The organism is Bdellovibrio sp. HCB-162, assembly GCF_047344985.1.
GTDB lineage: Bacteria > Bdellovibrionota > Bdellovibrionia > Bdellovibrionales > Bdellovibrionaceae > Bdellovibrio.
On record NZ_CP178861.1, the window covers coordinates 2755030 to 2773854 of the forward strand.

General features: G+C 44.9%; 18 protein-coding genes. 7 read left to right on the forward strand and 11 right to left on the reverse strand.

Going from position 1 to position 18825, the window contains the following annotated elements:
* Positions 1 to 66: 66 nt before the first annotated feature.
* The 5 genes from ACLSSO_RS13360 to ACLSSO_RS13380 form a co-directional block, all read right to left on the reverse strand.
* Positions 67 to 753, reverse strand: coding sequence for a response regulator transcription factor (locus ACLSSO_RS13360; protein WP_295900986.1), 687 nt, complete (start codon positions 751 to 753; stop codon positions 67 to 69).
* Between the two features lie 30 nt (positions 754 to 783).
* Complete coding sequence (locus tag ACLSSO_RS13365; RefSeq protein WP_413943107.1) at positions 784 to 3288, reverse strand: ATP-binding protein; 2505 nt, start codon at positions 3286 to 3288, stop codon at positions 784 to 786.
* A gap of 140 nt (positions 3289 to 3428) precedes the next feature.
* Positions 3429 to 4244, reverse strand: a complete 816-nt coding sequence (locus ACLSSO_RS13370; protein ID WP_413943108.1) for a hypothetical protein — start codon at positions 4242 to 4244, stop codon at positions 3429 to 3431.
* Positions 4245 to 4249: 5 nt separating this feature from the next.
* Positions 4250 to 4741, reverse strand: a complete 492-nt coding sequence (gene ybaK / locus ACLSSO_RS13375; protein WP_413943109.1) for a Cys-tRNA(Pro) deacylase — start codon at positions 4739 to 4741, stop codon at positions 4250 to 4252.
* Between the two features lie 45 nt (positions 4742 to 4786).
* Positions 4787 to 5935 (reverse strand): CapA family protein, encoded by a 1149-nt coding sequence (locus ACLSSO_RS13380; protein ID WP_413943110.1) that lies wholly within the window; start codon positions 5933 to 5935, stop codon positions 4787 to 4789.
* A 109-nt stretch (positions 5936 to 6044) separates the two neighbouring features.
* On the opposite strand from ACLSSO_RS13380, the gene ACLSSO_RS13385 reads away from it, so the two are divergent.
* Complete coding sequence (locus ACLSSO_RS13385; RefSeq protein WP_413943111.1) at positions 6045 to 7265, forward strand: MFS transporter; 1221 nt, start codon at positions 6045 to 6047, stop codon at positions 7263 to 7265.
* Here the strand turns inward: ACLSSO_RS13385 and ACLSSO_RS13390 are convergent.
* Both ACLSSO_RS13390 and mtgA read right to left on the reverse strand, forming a co-directional pair.
* Positions 7198 to 7887, reverse strand: coding sequence for a hypothetical protein (locus ACLSSO_RS13390; protein WP_413943112.1), 690 nt, complete (start codon positions 7885 to 7887; stop codon positions 7198 to 7200). The genes ACLSSO_RS13385 and ACLSSO_RS13390 overlap by 68 nt on opposite strands.
* 54 nt (positions 7888 to 7941) lie before the next feature.
* Positions 7942 to 8685: a monofunctional biosynthetic peptidoglycan transglycosylase gene (gene mtgA, locus ACLSSO_RS13395; protein WP_295900971.1), complete on the reverse strand. Its 744-nt coding sequence runs from the start codon at positions 8683 to 8685 to the stop codon at positions 7942 to 7944.
* A gap of 167 nt (positions 8686 to 8852) precedes the next feature.
* On the opposite strand from mtgA, the gene ACLSSO_RS13400 reads away from it, so the two are divergent.
* The 4 genes from ACLSSO_RS13400 (at position 8853) to ACLSSO_RS13415 (ending at position 11951) form a co-directional block, all read left to right on the forward strand.
* Complete coding sequence (locus ACLSSO_RS13400) at positions 8853 to 9614, forward strand: DUF4360 domain-containing protein (RefSeq protein WP_413943113.1); 762 nt, start codon at positions 8853 to 8855, stop codon at positions 9612 to 9614.
* Positions 9615 to 9675: 61 nt separating this feature from the next.
* Entirely contained in the window at positions 9676 to 10269 is a 594-nt protein-coding gene (locus tag ACLSSO_RS13405) for a DUF4360 domain-containing protein (RefSeq protein WP_340592523.1), read from the forward strand.
* 96 nt (positions 10270 to 10365) lie between these two features.
* Positions 10366 to 10857 (forward strand): hypothetical protein, encoded by a 492-nt coding sequence (locus ACLSSO_RS13410; RefSeq protein ID WP_413943114.1) that lies wholly within the window; start codon positions 10366 to 10368, stop codon positions 10855 to 10857.
* Between the two features lie 239 nt (positions 10858 to 11096).
* Complete coding sequence (locus ACLSSO_RS13415) at positions 11097 to 11951, forward strand: substrate-binding periplasmic protein (RefSeq protein ID WP_413943115.1); 855 nt, start codon at positions 11097 to 11099, stop codon at positions 11949 to 11951.
* On the opposite strand, the gene ACLSSO_RS13420 is transcribed toward ACLSSO_RS13415, so the two are convergent.
* Positions 11857 to 12507 (reverse strand): DsbA family oxidoreductase, encoded by a 651-nt coding sequence (locus ACLSSO_RS13420; RefSeq protein WP_413943116.1) that lies wholly within the window; start codon positions 12505 to 12507, stop codon positions 11857 to 11859. The two genes, ACLSSO_RS13415 and ACLSSO_RS13420, sit on opposite strands and share 95 nt — an antisense overlap.
* Before the next feature lie 30 nt (positions 12508 to 12537).
* On the opposite strand from ACLSSO_RS13420, the gene ACLSSO_RS13425 reads away from it, so the two are divergent.
* Positions 12538 to 13581: an FUSC family protein gene (locus tag ACLSSO_RS13425; protein WP_413943117.1), complete on the forward strand. Its 1044-nt coding sequence runs from the start codon at positions 12538 to 12540 to the stop codon at positions 13579 to 13581.
* Here ACLSSO_RS13425 and aspA read toward each other — a convergent pair whose 3' ends face one another.
* On the reverse strand, positions 13582 to 15003 hold the full coding sequence (gene aspA, locus ACLSSO_RS13430; RefSeq protein WP_295900955.1) for an aspartate ammonia-lyase: 1422 nt from the start codon (positions 15001 to 15003) through the stop codon (positions 13582 to 13584).
* A 9-nt stretch (positions 15004 to 15012) separates the two neighbouring features.
* A complete protein-coding gene (locus tag ACLSSO_RS13435) occupies positions 15013 to 16044 on the reverse strand; it encodes an MBL fold metallo-hydrolase (RefSeq protein ID WP_413943118.1) in 1032 nt (343 codons plus the stop codon).
* Between the two features lie 106 nt (positions 16045 to 16150).
* On the opposite strand from ACLSSO_RS13435, the gene ACLSSO_RS13440 reads away from it, so the two are divergent.
* Entirely contained in the window at positions 16151 to 17698 is a 1548-nt protein-coding gene (locus ACLSSO_RS13440) for an ArnT family glycosyltransferase (RefSeq protein WP_413943119.1), read from the forward strand.
* Between the two features lie 342 nt (positions 17699 to 18040).
* On the opposite strand, the gene ACLSSO_RS13445 is transcribed toward ACLSSO_RS13440, so the two are convergent.
* A complete protein-coding gene (locus ACLSSO_RS13445; protein ID WP_295900950.1) occupies positions 18041 to 18703 on the reverse strand; it encodes an energy transducer TonB in 663 nt (220 codons plus the stop codon).
* Positions 18704 to 18825: the final 122 nt, after the last annotated feature.

The window sequence follows — 18825 nt, forward strand, 5'->3', positions numbered from 1 at the left end:
ATACACTTGTGTATTTAGGTGGCGGAAAAAACTGGTCGATTTTGTGAAAAAGCAAAAGCTCTTGTCCTAAAAACTTTTTTTAGAGCGAATCCACAGCCGGATGGGAGAAAGCTCTTTTTCTGTGACGCCCACAAAATGGGTTTGAATTCGATAAGTGGTCTCAATTCCTGAAATCTCTTCGCAAGAGTCAATGCGCAGAGGAATTTTTGGTATTCCAATGTCTTCAAAAATCGGACTGTTGAGACGCAAGATTTTCCCAACAGGCAGAGGAATTGCGGAAATCACCGTGAGTCCTAATTCAGAAATGGACGTGACTTCGGTTTTTATTTCCCACTCGCCTTTAAACTGCACGACGGCCGAAGCGAACTGAACAGAGTCCGTGGGTTTTGACGTTAAGATATTACGAATTTTCGCAATCAATAATTCGGGATCAATAGGTTTTACGATGTAGTCATTCGCGCCAGAATCAATTCCCTTTTCGACATCACTGCGCTCTCTTTTGCCCGTGAGCAGAATGACCGGAATCTTTGCCAAAAGCGGTTGACGACGGATGGTTCGAGTCAACGAGTAACCATCACTGCCGCCAGGCATGATCGCATCCGTAATCACCAGATCATAAGTTTCCGCGGCCAGGGCCCGCATCGCATCCACTGCATTGGTAGCTGCAGTGACTTTATATCCATGTTGGGTCAGCAGTGCTTCTAAAGTCAGAAGGACACTTTTCTGATCGTCTACAATAAGTATTTTTGTCATGTGTCCTCCTTTCTTTAAAGTTTATAGCAACTAAACGGCTTCTTTTTTGACGGCGTAACGTCTTAAATCATTCATGCTTTTTTCAAACTGATCTTCAATCTGTGCAATAAAAGAAGAAGCCCCCGTTAATTCTGTGAGATCTTCTAAAGCCGCACAAAGTTCCGACAACTTTTTAGCCCCTAAAGTCGCACTGCTGGATTTCAGGGCGTGAGCGGCTTCTGAAATACCTTGCAGGTCTAAATTATTCAAAGACTTGCGCATAGACTCAATCAAATCCGGCGCCGATTGTTCTAAGTCTTCGATCAATGCTTCGACAAGATTCTGATCGTTGACGACATAGTTCTGCAATTGAGTCAAAGCATTGACGTCTAAAGCGTCGGAAGATGTCTTTAACCATTTATGCAAAATATCCATAAGATGGTTCAGCTCTAAAGGTTTTGCCAAGAAGTCATCCATGCCCGCTTCATGATAAACGGTTTTGTCGCCATGGCCTGCCTCCGCCGTCAAAGCAATGATTGGCGTGTGTCGACCTGCGCGCACTTCCTCTTTGCGAATGCGGCGTGTGGCTTCAAAACCATTGAGCACTGGCATCTGACAATCCATAAAAATCAGATCGTAGTGACGAACCAAACATTTCTCAAAAGCCACAAGTCCATTATTCGCAATCTCAACATGCAGGCCTAATTTTTTAAGATAACTTTGTGCCACCCTTTGATTCACCACCTGATCTTCAACAAGAAGCACGGAGCCTGTGAACATCGGAGAGAACCGGGATTCATTTAAACGAGGAACATCTTGCACAGAGGCCACCGGAATTTTGACGGTGAACCAGAAATTGGAGCCTAGGCCCACGACACTTTCAACACCGATTTCACCATTCATCAGGTCGACAAGCTGTTTTGAGATCGAAAGTCCAAGACCTGTACCACCGAACTTCATTCCGGTTTTCGTTTGGAAATATTTTTGGAATAAAGACCGACGCTCGTCTTCTTTTAAGCCGGGACCTGTGTCTTTGACCTCAAAACGCAACTCGCAGAAGGTTTCGTTTTCGCGCACTTTGGAAACTTCAAGACTCACAAAACCTTTTTCTGTGAACTTAACGGCATTGCCCAAAAGATTTACCAAGACTTGGCGCAAACGTCCCTGATCTGCCACAAAAAACCACGATGTGGTTTCATCAAAATGCAGTTTCAATCCTACATTTTTTTCCGCCACCGCCGGACGAAAGATTTCTGTCACGTCATGAAGTAAAAACTGCAAATCAAACGGCTGCGGATCCAAACTGATTTTACCCGCTTCGATTTTTGAATAATCTAAAATATCGTTGATCAACATGAGCAAAGACTCTGCGGATCTTTTCACCGTACCCACATATTCCGCCTGCTCGGCATTCAAAGGCGTATCTGCCAGCAAGGTCGTCATCCCAATAACACCATTCATCGGCGTGCGAATTTCGTGGCTCATTGCCGCCAGGAAATCGGATTTCTTTAAGGATGCTTCTAAAGCCGCCTCGCGGGCACGATGCCATTCTTGTTCAACCATTTTTCGGCGGCTAATATCTTTAAAGACCACCAGTGCACCTGAAATACTACCGTCAATGTCATTCAAAGAGCGACTGCTCACGCTGATATAGACGCCCTCCGGATGCGTTTCGTTTTGCACGAAGATTTCTAAGTCATCGACCTCTTCACCGAGCAAGGCTCGATGAAATGGCAATTGGTTTTTGCTATAATGCTCGTGGTTTGCAACGTTGATAAATCCTAACGCTTCAGCGCTGGATTCCGTCGCAACTTCTTTAATTTTTGTTCCAATGATTCGTTGAGCGGCGGCATTGTAATGAGTGAAATAGCCGTCTTTATCAATCACAATCAAAGCTTCACTCATGCTGTTCAAAATCGTATCAAGCAAGATAGAGCGGTTTTGCAAAGACTTGGATGTTTGTTTTTGCTCTTTTAGGTCTTTCTTTTGCCACTGACGGCTAAGAAAAACTAAAAGCACAAGCCCGCATAAAAGACCCATTAAAAATTCGGCGCGTACGTAAAAAGGCGAAGCATTCTGTGTTAAACGCAGAGTTGCATCAAGAATCTCCGTCACGGAAACGCTTGCTGGAATTCGCGACGGAACTGCCAGACCCTGTTGCCTTTTTACCAGAGCTTCGTTCACTTCTTCGAAATGGTCGCGCAATGCTTTGTTTAAGTGCGCTACTTGTTTTTGCAATTCAGAATTCGCCACCACGTTTTTGGTGAGGTGGCCCATTTGATAGTTTAAAAGTAAGACTTGCCGGTTGTACTCTTGCAGATCTTGTTCGCGGCGAGTTTTGATAAAAGCTTTTTCAGCCGATTCTGCTTTTTCTACGATCTCTTTGATTTTTGCTACAGAGGTGCGCGCTTCTTCAGAAACCTCTGGCTGCGTTTGCATTCGAGTCAACAGGGCCGGATGTTGGTAAAAATAAAATCCCAACGCCAGCGCTGCAAGCAAACTGAACTCCACACCAAAACGAGCGACAATGGATCTAAAAAAAGATGCTGATTTCATAGGCATCTTTTCGGCGTTTTCCCTCTGTAAATTGAAAGATTTCTGAGAGACCTAGACCATGGTCTTTGCCATGGTGGCCAACTGTTCGGCAATTTGCGACTAATACCCGCAGGAGTGACTGGGAAATCTCTTAAAGTACACTACTGCGTCAGCTTTAGATATTCTTGCTGTTCCGCTTTTGGATAATAACGGGAATAGATATTTTCAAATGCCGCATCAAGCTTGTATTTGCTGCGGAGTTCTTCCGTCTTACGAACGATCCCTTTACCAAAAGCCGTCTTCTCACAAGAAATTCGCGGCTCTAAAAGTTCTAAACCGTCTTTGACAAAATAGAAAACGAGATTCGGATTGTGCTCGACTTCGAAAGGATAACCGATATACACATCCAAACGTCCCAGCGTTAATAAAGTCCTTAACTCATGATCAACATTAAGACCTTTGCGCTCGGTGATTCCCGCTCCGTGGTGCTTCCCTATGCTTTTATTAATTTTATCACCATAAAAACGCTGCGAAACAATTCCCACGTTCATGGTTTTATCTTTGAGCAAAGCATCCAGATCTAAAAGTCTTGGCTTCACCATAAACTTTTTTAGTTTCTCATTGTTTTTAAGAGCGAGAAGTCCCGCCGGATAGCCTTTGATGATCGGTGTTCCAAACTCAATGAATTTTTCTCGTTCAGAATTTTTAAGAAGCATCGTGGAGCACACGCCTTGATGCTTTTTCATTTGTTCCATAATTCTTAAGAAAGGAACTTCAACCACCTGATGAGTGTACTCGGGCATTTTCTCTATAATCAGACGATGCATTTCGATCAGATAACCCGGAGGTTTTTCTTTCAAACGCACGGCCAGCGGAAAATCAAAAAACAACCAGTACACCGTTTTAGGATCAGCCTCTTTTCCCATGGCCTGTGAAAAAGAAACCCATACAAGAAATGAAAGAAAGATACGCGACATGATCTTCAAGCTTTAATCCCCACTTGAACCAGGTGGGGTTTTAAAACTTTCACCACGTCATGCGGATCCAACGAAATCAAATAACCTCGTTTACCGCCGTTGATATAAATTCTCTCCAAATCCAAAATGGTTTTTTCCATGTAGATGGGCATTTTCTTTTTAGTACCAAAAGGAGAAGTGCCGCCGACCTGATATCCCGAATGCCGATCCGCTACCTCGGGCTTGCAAGGAGAAATCGTTTTAACTCCAAGTTCGCGGGCAAGCTGTTTGGTTGAAACTTGCATATCTCCATGCATAAGAACAATCAATGGCGATTTGTCGTCGCTTTCCATGATAAGCGTTTTGATCACAATGTTTTCAGGAACGCCAAGAGCTTTGGATGAAACGGCCGTTCCACCTTTTTCTTCGTAAGGATACAAATGACTGGTAAAGCTGATGCCTTCTTTTTGCAGCTCTCGAATCGCTAACGTCATGGGAAGTTTATCTTTATCAGTCATGTTGAGTCAGCGTAGCATTGACTTTGTCGGTACGCAATCGAGGTTTTATTGACCTATCTTCTGCGAACACAAGAACGGCATCAAGTCACTCTTGGGTTCAATGCGACCTTTGCTGCCGAAAAGAGGTGTCACATAATTTAAAATCTCTACAGGATCCGTGCTGCTCACAGGATAAAGTTCTGCGCTTCGACGATAGGTCGGGTTGTAAGCGACACCAAAAATTTTAGCCTTCTTTGAACCTTCTTGCGAAAGTCCCAGGTACACGACAACGCCTGTTTTACGTGGAATTCCCGCCTGGCCTGCTACAAAATTTCCTAATGAATAAGCGATCAAGGTCTCTCGTCCGTCTTTTGTGACATACTTTTGCCAAGGTTGCAGAACATGGGGATGAGATCCAATAACCGCCAGAGCGCCAGCCTCGAGATATTTCTGTGCAAAATTTCTTTGCTGCTCTTCTGGCACGGGAGCATACTCCACTCCCCAGTGTGGCATCACAATCAGCGCATCAACATCAGAACGCGAAGTGACTTCTTCAATGATTTTTAAAATCTGACCGCTGTAACAATAAAGAATTTGATCTTTAGTGTCGGCTTTTCCATTGGTCATTTCTGTGCATCCCAAAAAAGCCACCTTAAGATTTTTTATATCGACTATTTTATAAAAGGCGCCATTTCGTTCCGACGAAGAACGTGTTCCCACAGTGATCAATCCGGCCTGCTTGGCAGCATCCAGTGTTTTATCAATACCAATAGAGCGGCGATCCAAAGCGTGATTGTTCGCCGTGGTTAAAAGGTCGTAGCCGGATTTCTTTAGATCCGACAAAATGCGTGGATGATAGTTGAAAGAAAAATCTGTTCCCGAGTAAACGGTGCGATCGTACACAAAGCCGACATCACCATGATCTTTACCATCACGGTCAATGCCCATCGCGGAGGGACCTTCCAGATTCCCGACAGAGTAATCTGCCTTTTGAATCAAACTGTCCGTGCGCCGCCAGATCTGAGAGAAATGCTGGCTTTCAGCCAACACGGTTCGATAAAGCATGTCATGAACAAGAATATCACCGACAAATGAAATCGTGACCTGTTCATTATTGCTATCGCAGTTTACTGAGTAGACCAAATCACGAGACACGTTTTCAGCGAAGGCGGGTCCCGAGAACATCAAAAGAAGAGAGAGTAATTTTATTTTCATGAGGTTTATTTTTGAATGCTCTGAAAATCCGCTCAAGATACGAAATGGAAAGCTGCTAATGAACAGGAAAGTTGCTGACATTGCGGGCAGATTTATTTAAATTGCCGTCATGCTGATTGATATATCGCCTCTTAAAAAGTACCGCGACTTCCGCCTTCTTTACTTCGGACAACTGATTTCATTCTTAGGGAGCATGGTGAGCTATGTCGCCATTCCTTATCAGGTCTATGAACTTACAAAAGACAATTGGCTTGTCGGTATGTTGGGAATTGTCCAACTGTTCCCCGTTTTGATTTTTGGAATTTTGGGCGGCACTTATGCAGATCGCCTCAACCGCCGCAAGCTGCTTTTGATTTCTGAATTTCTAATGAGCGTTTTGATATTAGGACTTACACTCAACGCTTGGAGTGACAAACCTTCTGTTCCGTTGATTTTTATTTTGGTGGCTTTGTTTCAATCCGTTCTTGGCTTTCACCGTCCCGCTATGGATGCGTTGACGCAAAAACTTGTTGATAAAAAAGATTATGCTGCCATTGGAGCTCTCGGAAGTTTTCGCTATTCTGTCGGTGCTATTGTTGGGCCCGCATTGGGTGGTATTTTGATTGCGAGTTTTGGAATCAAAGGCGCTTATCTTTTTGATTTTATCAGTTTCGTCGCAGCCTTTATCGCTTTGTATTTGATGTCGAGAGTTCCGAATCCTGAAAAGAAAGAACACTCGCCGTGGCAAGATGCTAAGGACGGACTTCGTTATGCGATTTCAAAACCCGAACTGATCGGCACTTATTTGATTGATATCGTTGCAATGGCATTTGCTTTCCCAGTCGCCCTGTTTCCGTCCATGTCAGAGCAATGGGGTGGCGCTTCGGCGGCAGGAATTTTATTTTCCGCGATGGCCATTGGTTCTCTTGTTATGACTCTTTTTAGTGGCTGGACTCAAAAAGTTTCCCGTCACGGAAAAGCTGTTATTATTGCCGCCACATTGTGGGCCGTCTTTATTATCGGTGTGGGATATGCCCAACATCTTTGGGTGGCTGTCGTATTTTTAGCTCTTGCGGGAGCCGCTGATATGATGAGCGGTCTTTTCCGTGGTATTATTTGGAATGAAACCGTTCCGAATGAATTGCGTGGGCGTCTTTCGGGGATTGAGATGATCTCTTATATGTCAGGACCGCTTTTAGGCAACGCTCGTGCGGGCTGGATGGCTGCGAAAGTTTCTGTGCCTTTTAGCATCAGTGTTGGCGGAGCGATTTGCGCGGTCGCGGTTATTGTGACAGCGTTTTGTCTGCCAAAGTTTTGGCGTTATCACGGACACGCTTCGCATACTTCATAAAAGGATTTTCTTCACCTAATATCTTGATCAATTTCTCTTCAGCTTTGGTTGAATCTATCCGTTGAGATTTCAACCAAAGCTCTTCAAAAAGATTTTGTGTCGCGGCCATATTTAGCGACGGAAAACTGGAATCATCCACTTCACCAAACCCTACGATATAAAGATAATCCCACAAAGGCTTCATCGCACGGTTGTAATGGCTTTCCATCATTTTTCCCTGCCAGCCTAAGTTTTCTTTGATAATCTTCGTCGACTGTGGAGAGTCCAATAAAAAACTATCCAATGCTTCCTGCGACGGACGCGGCAAGTGAATGCGATCTTGTGAAGATCCTAAATAAGACAACAAATAAATGAAAACTTCCTTAGAGAAAAAAGTCGCGCGATTGCGAAACCACTTTGCATAGACGACTTCTTTACTGCGTGAAAGCTCTTCACGCATCACCCACATCTCGGCCACACGGTTGTCTCCCGCAGAGTCCCACTCCCAGCGCATTTTTGTGCGTGGATAAAGCTCTGACCAGAGACTTGCTGGTTCTTTGCGGTTTTCCAGAGGATAAACCAAGAGACAACCTCGCTTATTGATCGCCTGAATCATCTTTTGCTTTTTTTGTTTTGAGCTCATGGTTGGATTCTAACTCTGTTTACATCAGAGCGCCAGCTTGGCCTGGACGAGGGACTATTCGTCGTCTTCAGAGTCAAACTTAAGATCTAAGAAATCTAAAAGAGACGCATCTGCAGATTTAGGAATTTCCGGTGCGACACGATTGAGAATGCGACGCTGACGAGCCATCACATAAATCGATGGTCGATCAATGCGAAACTTACGCGGATTTGGCAGAACCGCGGCCATTAAAGAAGCTTGATAAGGATTTAAACTTTTTGCGGTCTTTTTAAAATACTTTTGCGAAGCCGCTTCAACGCCGTAAACGCCAGGTCCCAGCTCGATAACATTGAGATAAACTTCCATGATGCGCTCTTTAGGCCATACAAATTCTATCAGAACTGTGAAGTACGCCTCAAAACCTTTGCGAACCCAATCACGATACGGCCACAAGAAAACGTTCTTGGCTGTCTGTTGACTGATAGTGCTCGCCCCTTTTTTTCTTTTGTGGGTTTGATTGAACTTCATCGCTTTTTGAATGGCATCGTAATCAAAACCATTGTGATCAAAAAAACGATAGTCCTCAGCTTTAAGAACGGCTCTTTGTACAGAAGGAGAGATATCTTCGAGCGGCACCCAATCTTTGTCGATGCCGACAAATTTCTCAGCACCTAACGATTCAACAGAGCGAATAAGCATGAGTGGTGTTAACGGAACTGGGACGAAACGATAAAGCAAAACAAGGCCTATGCTGCTCACAAAAAAGAACAGCACTGCTTGCAATATCCATTTTCTTAAACGCGCCCAGTTTATTTTCATTGTTTTATTCCACAAGAGTCCTAGGAGTACCATATTTTTGGCAACACTTCCAGAAAGAAGCGGGGCCATCCTGCGCCCAAACCTCCTGGCCCACCCCTTGCTATAGGGGATACCAGGTGACGATTGTCACCGGCTCTTCGGGGGAAGAGTGATTATAAGGGGGAATTATGTGGCGAGGCTTCGCACCATTCGTTGGTTTACTTTTATTTGTACTCTCTCAACATTCACAAGCACAAACACCTCCAGGTGTTCGAATTCAAAGCCTGCAAGCTGTGGGTAGCGGTTGTCCGGTGGGATCGTACAATGCGATGATTTCTCCTGATGGCCAGACTTTTTCCCTTCTTCTTGATAATTTTTCTGCGGCCTCGACAATGCAAAATCCGATTGTTCGTTTAAATTGTGAACTGAAAGTGAATTTCTTTGTTCCGCGCGGCTGGACGTTCGCGGTTTTATCTGCGGATTACCGCGGTTACGCCTACTCTGAAGTCGGCACAACTGTGATGCATCAAGCTCTCTACTCGTTTGATGGCAGCAAGCCCCGCAACGAAAGACCAGGCTATGAAAACGGTGGCACTTACAACTTCCGTTTGCAAGAGTTCCGCGGTCCTTACAATGATAACTACTACATTCATCACGACATTGATCCGCGTGTCGCACCTTGGGCTCCTTGCAGCAACCAAGAAAATCAATCGCTCTTTATCACGACATACTTAATGGCAAGAAATCTGAATTTGTCGTCACTGGTTCAAGCGCAAATCACTTTGGACAGTATCGATGGCCAAGTGCAATCGCAAAAATACAAACTCGCATGGAGACAATGTGCCCCTTCATCAGGTGGTTCACGTCCTCCCGTGCAAGAGCCTGGCAATCCGCGCCCAGGTCCGAATCCAAACCCAGGAAGACCTCCACGTTTTCCAGGTGGCCGATAAAAACTAAAATTCAAATTTTAAAAAACAATTTAAGGAAAAAACAAAACCAAAAGGGGGAACCATGAAATCGAAACTATTACTAATGCTCGTTGGTGTGATGTCGGCTCTGAGCCTTGAAGCACAAGCTCAAGTAAGCTTAGGAGATCCAGCTTACGGTGGTACAGGCTGTCCTGCAGGATCGGCGAGTGTCACTTTGAGTCCGGATCAAACGGCACTCAGCATCCTTTTTGACAACTACGTTGCGGAAGCTGGCGGCGGACGTCGTGTGGATCGCAAATCTTGCAACATCTCTATTCCAGTGAGAGTGCCACAAGGTTACAGTGTGTCCGTTTTCCAAGTGGACTATCGCGGATTCAACTCTGTTCCTCGTGGTGGACAAGCGCGCTTTGACGCTGAATACTTCTGGGCTGGTGCTCGTGGTCCTCGCGTTTCAAGAACTTTCGTTGGACCTTACAACGATGTTTACACTTTGACTGACAATCTTATCGCAAGTGCCGTTGTTTGGACTCCTTGCGGAGAGAGCGTGAACCTTCGCGTAAACACTTCGATGATGGCGCAAACAAATCCACGCGGCGAGCAAACTTTGGCGACAGTGGATAGCGCGGATATTACTTCCGGCGTGATCTACCATCTTCAATGGAGACGTTGCAGATAGTTTGACTTAAAGCACCGGGCTTCTCAGGCAAAAGTAGATGTTTTCCATTCAAAAATGCGTTAACATCTACTTTTGCATATTAACAGGAGTCCGCTGATGTCCCAACAGTCCGCCCACCACTCAAAAGCCCTTCAAGTTCGTCAAGCCCTTTGGGCCCTGCAAAAAGAAGTTCTTAATTCTCTTAAAGAAGAGTTCGATCGCGAAGTGGGTTATCAAGCAGCTCCGACTGAGTGGTTCCAAGTTTTGATGACGGCAGAAAGATATATTTGGCTTCGTGAATTGACTTCTTTGATGGCCGACATTGATATCATGACGGAACTTGAATTTATCACAGACCAACATGCGAGCACGGCACGTTCTGAAATCGAAAGACTTTTGTTTGACCAAAATGCCACTGACGCGAACAGCTTTGCAAAACAATATAATGCCCTTTTGATGTCGGGGGCTTCGCTGTTGCCTTTGCACTCGCAATTGCGTGCAACTTTGCAACATCTGCCTCAAGCTGAAATCGCCAAAGATCAAGCGGCGGCAGAAAGAAAAAGCTGGCAAGAAGAACATCGCCATCAAGCCCGTAAGAAACGAAACTAAAGTTTTATTCTAAAAAACAGCTCCCCGGTGATTCCTTCAAGGATTATTATTGCAATGAAGACTTGGAGGATCACCATGTTCAGAAATCAATTCCTGACTTCCCTCTTGGTCGGTGGAAGCCTCATTATCCTTATTGTTCTCGGAAATATCGCAGGACTTTGAACAGAAGTACTTTGTGTAAAGACAAAGCTGTCACCGTCGTAACATTCCAGATCCTTTCTCTATGCTAAGATGATGTTATGGCCCGAACTCTGTTATTTATCTTTCTTCTGCTACTTGCTCAGATTTCTTCGGCGCAAAATTCCCGGTTAAGAATTTTGACGGAGAACTGGCCTCCTGTTACTTACGAAAAATCCGGCGCTCCTCAAGGGATGGCGGTCGAACTCACTCAGCTTTTGCAAAAACGCATGAACTCGAATGACGCGATTGAAGTCGTGCCTTGGCCTCGTGGTTATCAAATGGTTAAAACAAAACCGAATGTTCTTCTGTTCACCATGACACGCACTCCGGAAAGAGAAAAACTTTTTACTTTATTAGGTCCGATCGCCAATGGCGAAATCGCCCTTTACACACGCCGCTCTTTTCCGATGGAAATCCATAGTCTGGATGAGATCAGAGAAAAATTCACGGTCGGTGTTCACCGAGGAACCGTCTTTCAAAAAACTTTGGAAGAGTATGATTTCAAAAAAATAGTTCCTGTGAACTCTCCTATTAACAATTTAAAAATGTTGATGGCGGGACGCCTGGATTTTATATGCGAAGATGCTCTAGTGATAAAAGAACTCTTGAAAGAAGCTGGATATCCTGCAGATGCTTCGTATAAGGCATTTTCTCTCCTAAAGAAGAGCTCCCTTTATTTCGCCTTCTCTCGTGGCACTTCAAAAGAAACGGTAGAGAAATGGCAAAAAGCGTTTACTGAAGTTAAAAAAAATGGAGAGTTTAAAACTCTCCATCAAAAGTGGTTCGGAAACCATCCTGTTCCTATGGATGTTGTAGTGATCAATCCTCCAGATGAGTTTCTGTTTCCTGAAATGCCTGCAAGAAAATCTCTTTCGGCTGGGCTCCTGAAATTCCTATTTCCCGATTCAGAATAAAAAACGGTACACCGCTGACGCCCAGGTTGTAAGTCTCTTCAATAAGATTTTGCACTTCTTGAGTACCTTGAGAACTCTTTAAAAATTCTTCGACCTTTTGCGGTTCGTAACCAGCACGACTCATCACGATTTTTAGATTTTCTATTTTTGAAAGGTCTTCGCCCTTCACAAAGTAAGCATCGTAAATGGCTGTTGTAACTTCGACTTGTTTTCCATCTTGGGTCGCCCACCAGATAAGACGATGACAATCAAACGTGTTGATATGCACGTGCATCTTTTCAAAATGGATTTCTGTGCCGGCGGCTTTCGCGGCTTTTTGTACCATCTCTTCTGCGGCTTGAAAGCGGCTGTCACTGCCAAATTTCTTTTTTAAGTATTCAGAACGTGAGACACCTTCGCGTGGAGTGGAAGCATCCAATTGAAACGGTAAAAATCGCACCTCAATGTCAAATTCACTGCGACTTTGAGCGACGGCATCCAAGAGGCTTTTCTTCCCGACAAAACACCATGGGCACACAATGTCGACAACGGCTTCCACGACAATTTTCTTTTTCATATTCACCTCTCCCTTATTATACTCAAACATATGAGTTTACGCCATCATCTCCAAGAGGCACTTAAAATTAATCCCGTTCCTTCTCCATGGCCGCGCATGGTGGTGTGTGCATTTGCGACAGGTTTTCCCTTAGTCATTGGCGCTCTTTTAGGGCAATTGCCTTTGTCTATTTTCGGAGCTTTAGTCGGGTTTTTATTGGTGCTCAACGATCATTTGGGGACCTTGGGACATCGTCTTTGGGTGATCACGCTGACGTTTTTATTTTTATTAGGCGGACTTCTTATCGGCGTTCTTACCGGAGATCACAGATCCTTGATGATTCCCATTTTACTAGCGATCACTTACTGGATGGGTCTTATGGGCGGCGAAGGAGCCGAGCTTGAGCGAGCCGTTCTCTTTGGCACATTTCAAATTTTAGCAGGAGCTTATTCCATCGCGATCAAAAAATATTTTGCGGCGGCTTTGGCTTACGCGTTTTTGGGATATCTTTGTGTTGTACTTTTTTTATCACTCTTAGTTTTTCTTCGTCGTCACAATCCCAATCCCTTTGCACGACTGCGCACCAAGCTTAAAGAGTCCTTTATGCAAGAAAAACGTCGGCATCTGTATGCGTTTAGTTATAGCCTGAGTGTTTTAATAACTTTGATTATCGTCGACTATTTCAAAATCGATCATGGCTATTGGGCGGTCGGTACTGTGCTGATCATCATGAGACCTGATGCAAAACAAAGTATTTACAGAAACGTGCAAAGATTTTTTGGAACTTTGATTGGTGTTCTTGTCGCCGAAGGACTTATTCTTACCATCCACTCACCGTGGCTTGCGATTCTTGTTTTAACAGTGATTAGCTTTTGGGGTCCTTGGGCTTTAAGTCGCAGTTATTGGCTCGGCTCTGCCGTGGTCGTTATCATGCTGCTGCTGATTCTAGACCTTCCCAGCATTGAGCACGGTGACACTCACACACCGCTTTTGCGTTTACAAGCCACTGGTCTTGGCTGTCTGTTAAGTCTTTTGGGAGTCATTTTTGCGAACCCCCAATTTCTTTGGAGAGACAGCCCGCCTCCCCGCGAATAATTATTTATTTAATTTTCCCATGTATTTTGGATTGAGCAGGTTCTCGATGGAGAAAATCTCATCGAGCTGCGCCTGAGTGACAACGCCCCTTTCAAGAGCCACGTCAGCGACACTTCTTCCTGTCTCTGCACAAATTTTACCAATCTTGTCACCTTCCTCATGTCCGATCAAAGGATCAAGGAATGTGACGATACCGATGCTATTCATCACGTAATCGCGACAGCGCTCAACGTTGGCCGTAATACCTTTAACGCATTTGTTTTGCAAAGTCGTGCACGCGTGCGTGAGAAGATCCAAAGATTCAAACATGCTTGAAGCAATCACGGGCTCCATCACATTGAGTTGCAACTGCCCGGCCTCCGCCGCTAAGGTGATGGCTAAATCGTTTCCGATAATTTTAAAAGAGACTTGATTCACAACTTCAGGAATCACCGGATTTACTTTGGCAGGCATGATGGAAGAGCCTGCTTGCATCTCTGGCAGATTGATTTCTTTAAGACCCGCGCGAGGACCTGAGCTTAGTAAACGCAAGTCATTGCAAATTTTAGAAAGCTTCACAGCCGTACGTTTCAACGCACCAGAAATAATAATATAAGCGCCACAGTCACTTGTTGCCTCAATCAAATCTTCGGATTGCTCAAACGGATAGCCTGTGACTTCGGCAAGTTTTTGCACCGCTAAAGGCGCGTATCCCGGAGGAGCATTGATGCCCGTTCCGATAGCCGTGGCACCCAAGTTTACTTCAAGAATTAATTTTTGCACGTTTTTAATAAGGCGACTGTCTTCTTTTAGAAGTGTTGCAAAAGCATTGAACTCTTGGCCGAGTGACATCGGAACCGCGTCTTGCAATTGCGTGCGACCCATCTTAAGAACGTTCTTAAATTCTTTACCTTTGTTTTCAAAAGTCACTGCCAGTTCATCAATAGCTTTAACTGCGACATTGATGTGCTCATAAAGGCTCACACGAAATGCTGTCGGATAAGCGTCGTTCGTGGATTGGCATTTGTTCACGTGATCGTTGGGATTGATAACAGAATAACTGCCCTTTGGAATTCCACGTTTTTCCAAAGCGATATTGGCAATCACTTCGTTCGCATTCATATTGACCGAAGTTCCTGCTCCCCCTTGATAGACGTCGGAAGGAAATTGCGAAGCCCATTTTTTTGGATCTTGTAAGATCACGTCGCAAGCTTCGACGATGGATTGTGCAATATCTTTCGGGATCGTACCAAGTTCGCCATTGGCAAGAGCTGTTGCTTTTTTTACTAACGCCAATCCCCGGACGAAGAACGCACTGTCGCCAATGGTTTTTCCAGAAATCTGAAAGTTTTCAATCGCGCGCACGGTGTGCACACCGTAGTAGGCGTCAGCGGGAACATTTTTTTCACCTAAAAGATCTTTTTCAACGCGGAATTTTTGCATAAGTCCTCTTTAATTATTTAACTTCAAAATTTCACCGTGCTTTAAAACACGGAAAGCTTCGGCACTGAGATTTTCTTTTTCTAAAGCTTTTTTCAAATCTTCTGGCGGTGCTGCCATCGCTTCATCGGATAAACGGAATGTGCCCCAATGAACGCCGATGGAAAGTTTGGATTCTAAATCTTTATGAATTTTTACGGCTTCTTCGGGATCGACGTGTTGCTTTTTCATAAACCAACGAGGCTCGTAAGCTCCGATGGGAATGAGTGCTAGGTCCACGGCTCCTAATTTTTTGCGAATATCAGCAAAGTCTTGCGAGTATCCCGTATCACCCGTGTAAAGAGCTTTGAGATTTTTTCCTTGTATGTGCCAACCGCCCCAAAGAGTTTTGTTCGTGTCAAAAAGATTGCGCTGACTCCAGTGCTGGGCAGGCGTGAGTGTCAGTGTCAGATTTTTGAAGGCAACCTGATCCCACCAGTCCACTTCTTTGACGTTTTTAATTCCTTCCGAATTCAAAAGCGCTTCATCACCTAAAGGCACAAGAAATAAAGTATTCCCGTCTCGCTTTGCAAGTTCGCGCAATGTTGGAAGATCCAAGTGATCGTAATGCGCGTGAGAAATCACGACGACATCAATTGCGGGAAGATCGGCAATTTCAAAAGGCAGTGACGTGAGACGTTTGGGACCCAGAAAACTTACCGGAGACACGCGCTCAGAGAACACCGGATCCATCAAAATATTGACGCCTTCAATTTGCAAAAGCGACGTCGCATGTCCCACCCATGTTAAAGTGTTTTCATGGCGATTGTTGCGTAAATAATTTGTATCCGTTTTTAAAACGACGGGTTGAAACGGCGGCTCTGGAGGCTTTGAGTCTGTCAGGCGCGCCCACTGCCACTTCCAAAAGTTCGCTTTGGGAGAATTATCGTAGTTATTATAAAAACGATTTTCTCCACGATGAGGCTTTTTCGGATCGTAATAACGATAGCTTTGACAGCCCGAAAAAAGCAGCAATCCTGTGGTCGCAATGAGGGTCCATTTCATCTGAGCAGATTCGCATTGAGCCTCTGCTCTAGGCAAGAAAGATGTTGCCTTGCGCGCCATGAAATAATAGGACTGATCTCTGACATCTCTCACAAGGAAAACACCCGTGATTCGTGAATTTTGGAAGCAGCAAAGTACAGCGCAGAAAGTCACAATTCTCTTCATTCTTACACTGCTATTTCGAGCTTTTTTCTCGTTAAACATTGGTTTGATCGACGATGAAGCGTATCACTGGTCTTGGTCAAAATGGTTACAGCTTTCTTACTTCGATCACCCCGGCATGATTGCGTGGCTTGAAGCCATCACAACAAGTCTTTTGGGTGATACGTATTTAGGAGTTCGCCTTCCCGGCTTTCTGTGTTTTGTCGGAACAGTTGTTTTACTTTATAAGCTCACCAAAGATTTGTTCGACGAATGGGCCGCGATTTTTGTCGGCGTGATTTTGTTGTGGTCTCCGTTTTGGGGTTTCGGTGGTTATGTCGCCTCACCAGAGCCACCGTTTATGTTTTGCTGGGTGGCGGCTTCCTGGGTCTTCTGGCAAGGCGTGCGCGAAGATGACAAACGTTGGAGCGTGAAAAAAACATGGCTATGGCTCGGCGTTTTGATGGGCCTGGGACTTAATTCCAAATTCATCATCGCTTTGTTAGCACCGGGGTTTGGACTTTATCTTTTAGCCACTCCGAATCGTCGCAAGGATTTACTAACACCGTGGCCGTGGGTGGGTTTCTTAATCGCAACTGTCTTGTGCACACCGATCTTCTGGTGGAATCAAGTTCACGAGTGGCCCGGATTTAAGTATCAATTCCACGATCGTCATACGGGCGAGCATTTCAATTTATCACGTTGGTTCGTGTTCTTTGGCGCTCAATTGCTGTTCACAACACCGTTCTTGTACGTGATGATTGTCTTGGCATTCATTACGTCAATTGTAAAAATCAAAGAAGCGCGCTGGAGATTTTTATTCTGCCTGACAGTGCCCTCGATTGCCGTCTTCTATCCGCAACCGTTGTTTGCTGACTACAAACCGCACTGGAGTGGGGCTGCTTACACACTGCTGTTGATCGGTGCTGGGGCCATCTGGTCTCAAGGTCTTTACTGGGGCCGTCGCAAAATCGTCAAACCAAGAAACAAAATCTATACGTGGGGTATTGCCGGATTCTTCATCGTGTTGGGACTTATCAGTTACACTCCGTTCGTGTATCCATGGATTCCAAAAGCCTACAAACTTTTTAACCCGAACGGCGAATGGAAAACCACTTACGATTTCAGCAACGAATTCACAGGCTGGGAAGATCTAGGCCGCTACGTGAATCGCCGCCAAAGAGAAATTCACGCTGAGAGCGGAAGAAAGCCGTTTATTGCAGCTCACCGTTATGAAAACACGGCACAAACCACATGGGGTACAAAACAAAAAGTGTACATGTTAAGTTCAACCGTCAGTAACTACACTGTGATGCAATCACAAGAAGAGATGAATAATCTTAAAGGCCAAGACGCTATCTTTGTGAGCACAGAAAAATATCCAGCCGATCCGATGGAATGGGCTAAGTGGGATTCTTGCCAAAAAGAAGAAATGAAAACATTCCGCCACGGAATTCACGCCCGAACTTTTTACGTTTATTACTGTACTAACTTTCAGGGCATCACGAAGTAATTGCCGATAGCTTCGAGCGAGGATTTGAAGCTAGGAGGAGTGGACTTAGGGAAGATAGACACTACGGTCGGCACGCCATCCGGGCTCGGTCGTCGCCACTGCTGCGCAGTGGTTCGCGCCATCGTGGCGCCGACGAAGGCCGTCCTTCGGTCCACCTTCCCTAAGTCCACTCCTCCTAGCTTCAAATTTTGCTGATGTTCGGAAATACTTGGCGGTGACCTGCGTAGTATGGACCGCAATAAATGTTGGAAATTGCGCCCATTAGTTTCCATGACTATCTTTTAGCGCGTTTTGCAAGACGAGGCCTCGTGCATTTTTCTGGCGCGAGCTTCGTTTGAAAATTTAGTTCAGAGAATATTCAATGGGAACTGTGATGACCCAAGATGTTTTTTGGATTTCTTGGGGGAATGGTTTCATTTTGTCGATGCCTTTTACCAGTTCGTGGGCGGCTTTGTTCAAGGAATCATAAGGAGTTTTTTCTACGACTTCGCTTTCCTGCAGTGAACCGTCAGCAGCTAAAGTAAATCGCATTGTTACTTTTCCTGTGTGGCCCATTTTTTTGGCCATCACTGGATAGCGTTTGCGGCGCTCTAGTAGCTTTTTGATTTCGTAGAGGTATCTTTCCTCCGGAGAAACTTCAGTGCCGTTGGCAACACCTTCGCGGCCTTCTAAGGCGCCTTTTTCTGAAGTGCCTGCTACTGAGCCCATTGTTTTTCCTGTGGAAGCTTGTTGGGGCTCTTGTGTGGTTTCTACTTTTTCGTTTTTCAATGCTGGTGCATCGGAGTCGTCAGCAACCACCGCTGTTTTTATTTTTACCGGCTTGGCTGCTTCGATTTTTGGTGCTTGCTCTTGGCCTCCGTCGCCGTACATGAGTTCCACACCTACTGGTAATGGAACTATTTCTGGAGCAGCCAGCGAAAGACCCAATACGAATGCTCCTCCGTGCAGTAAGGCAGAGAGAAGAATTGTTTTATTTATGTTTAAAGAATTTCTCGGTAATTTCATAGGCTTCGCTTCAGACGCAGTTATAGGGTTGGATCTTTAAAAACTCAATATTTGTGGCCTAAAATGTATTAAATGCATTTAAAGGCGGCTTGATTCCCTGCAAATGAAAATCTACTGAAAAA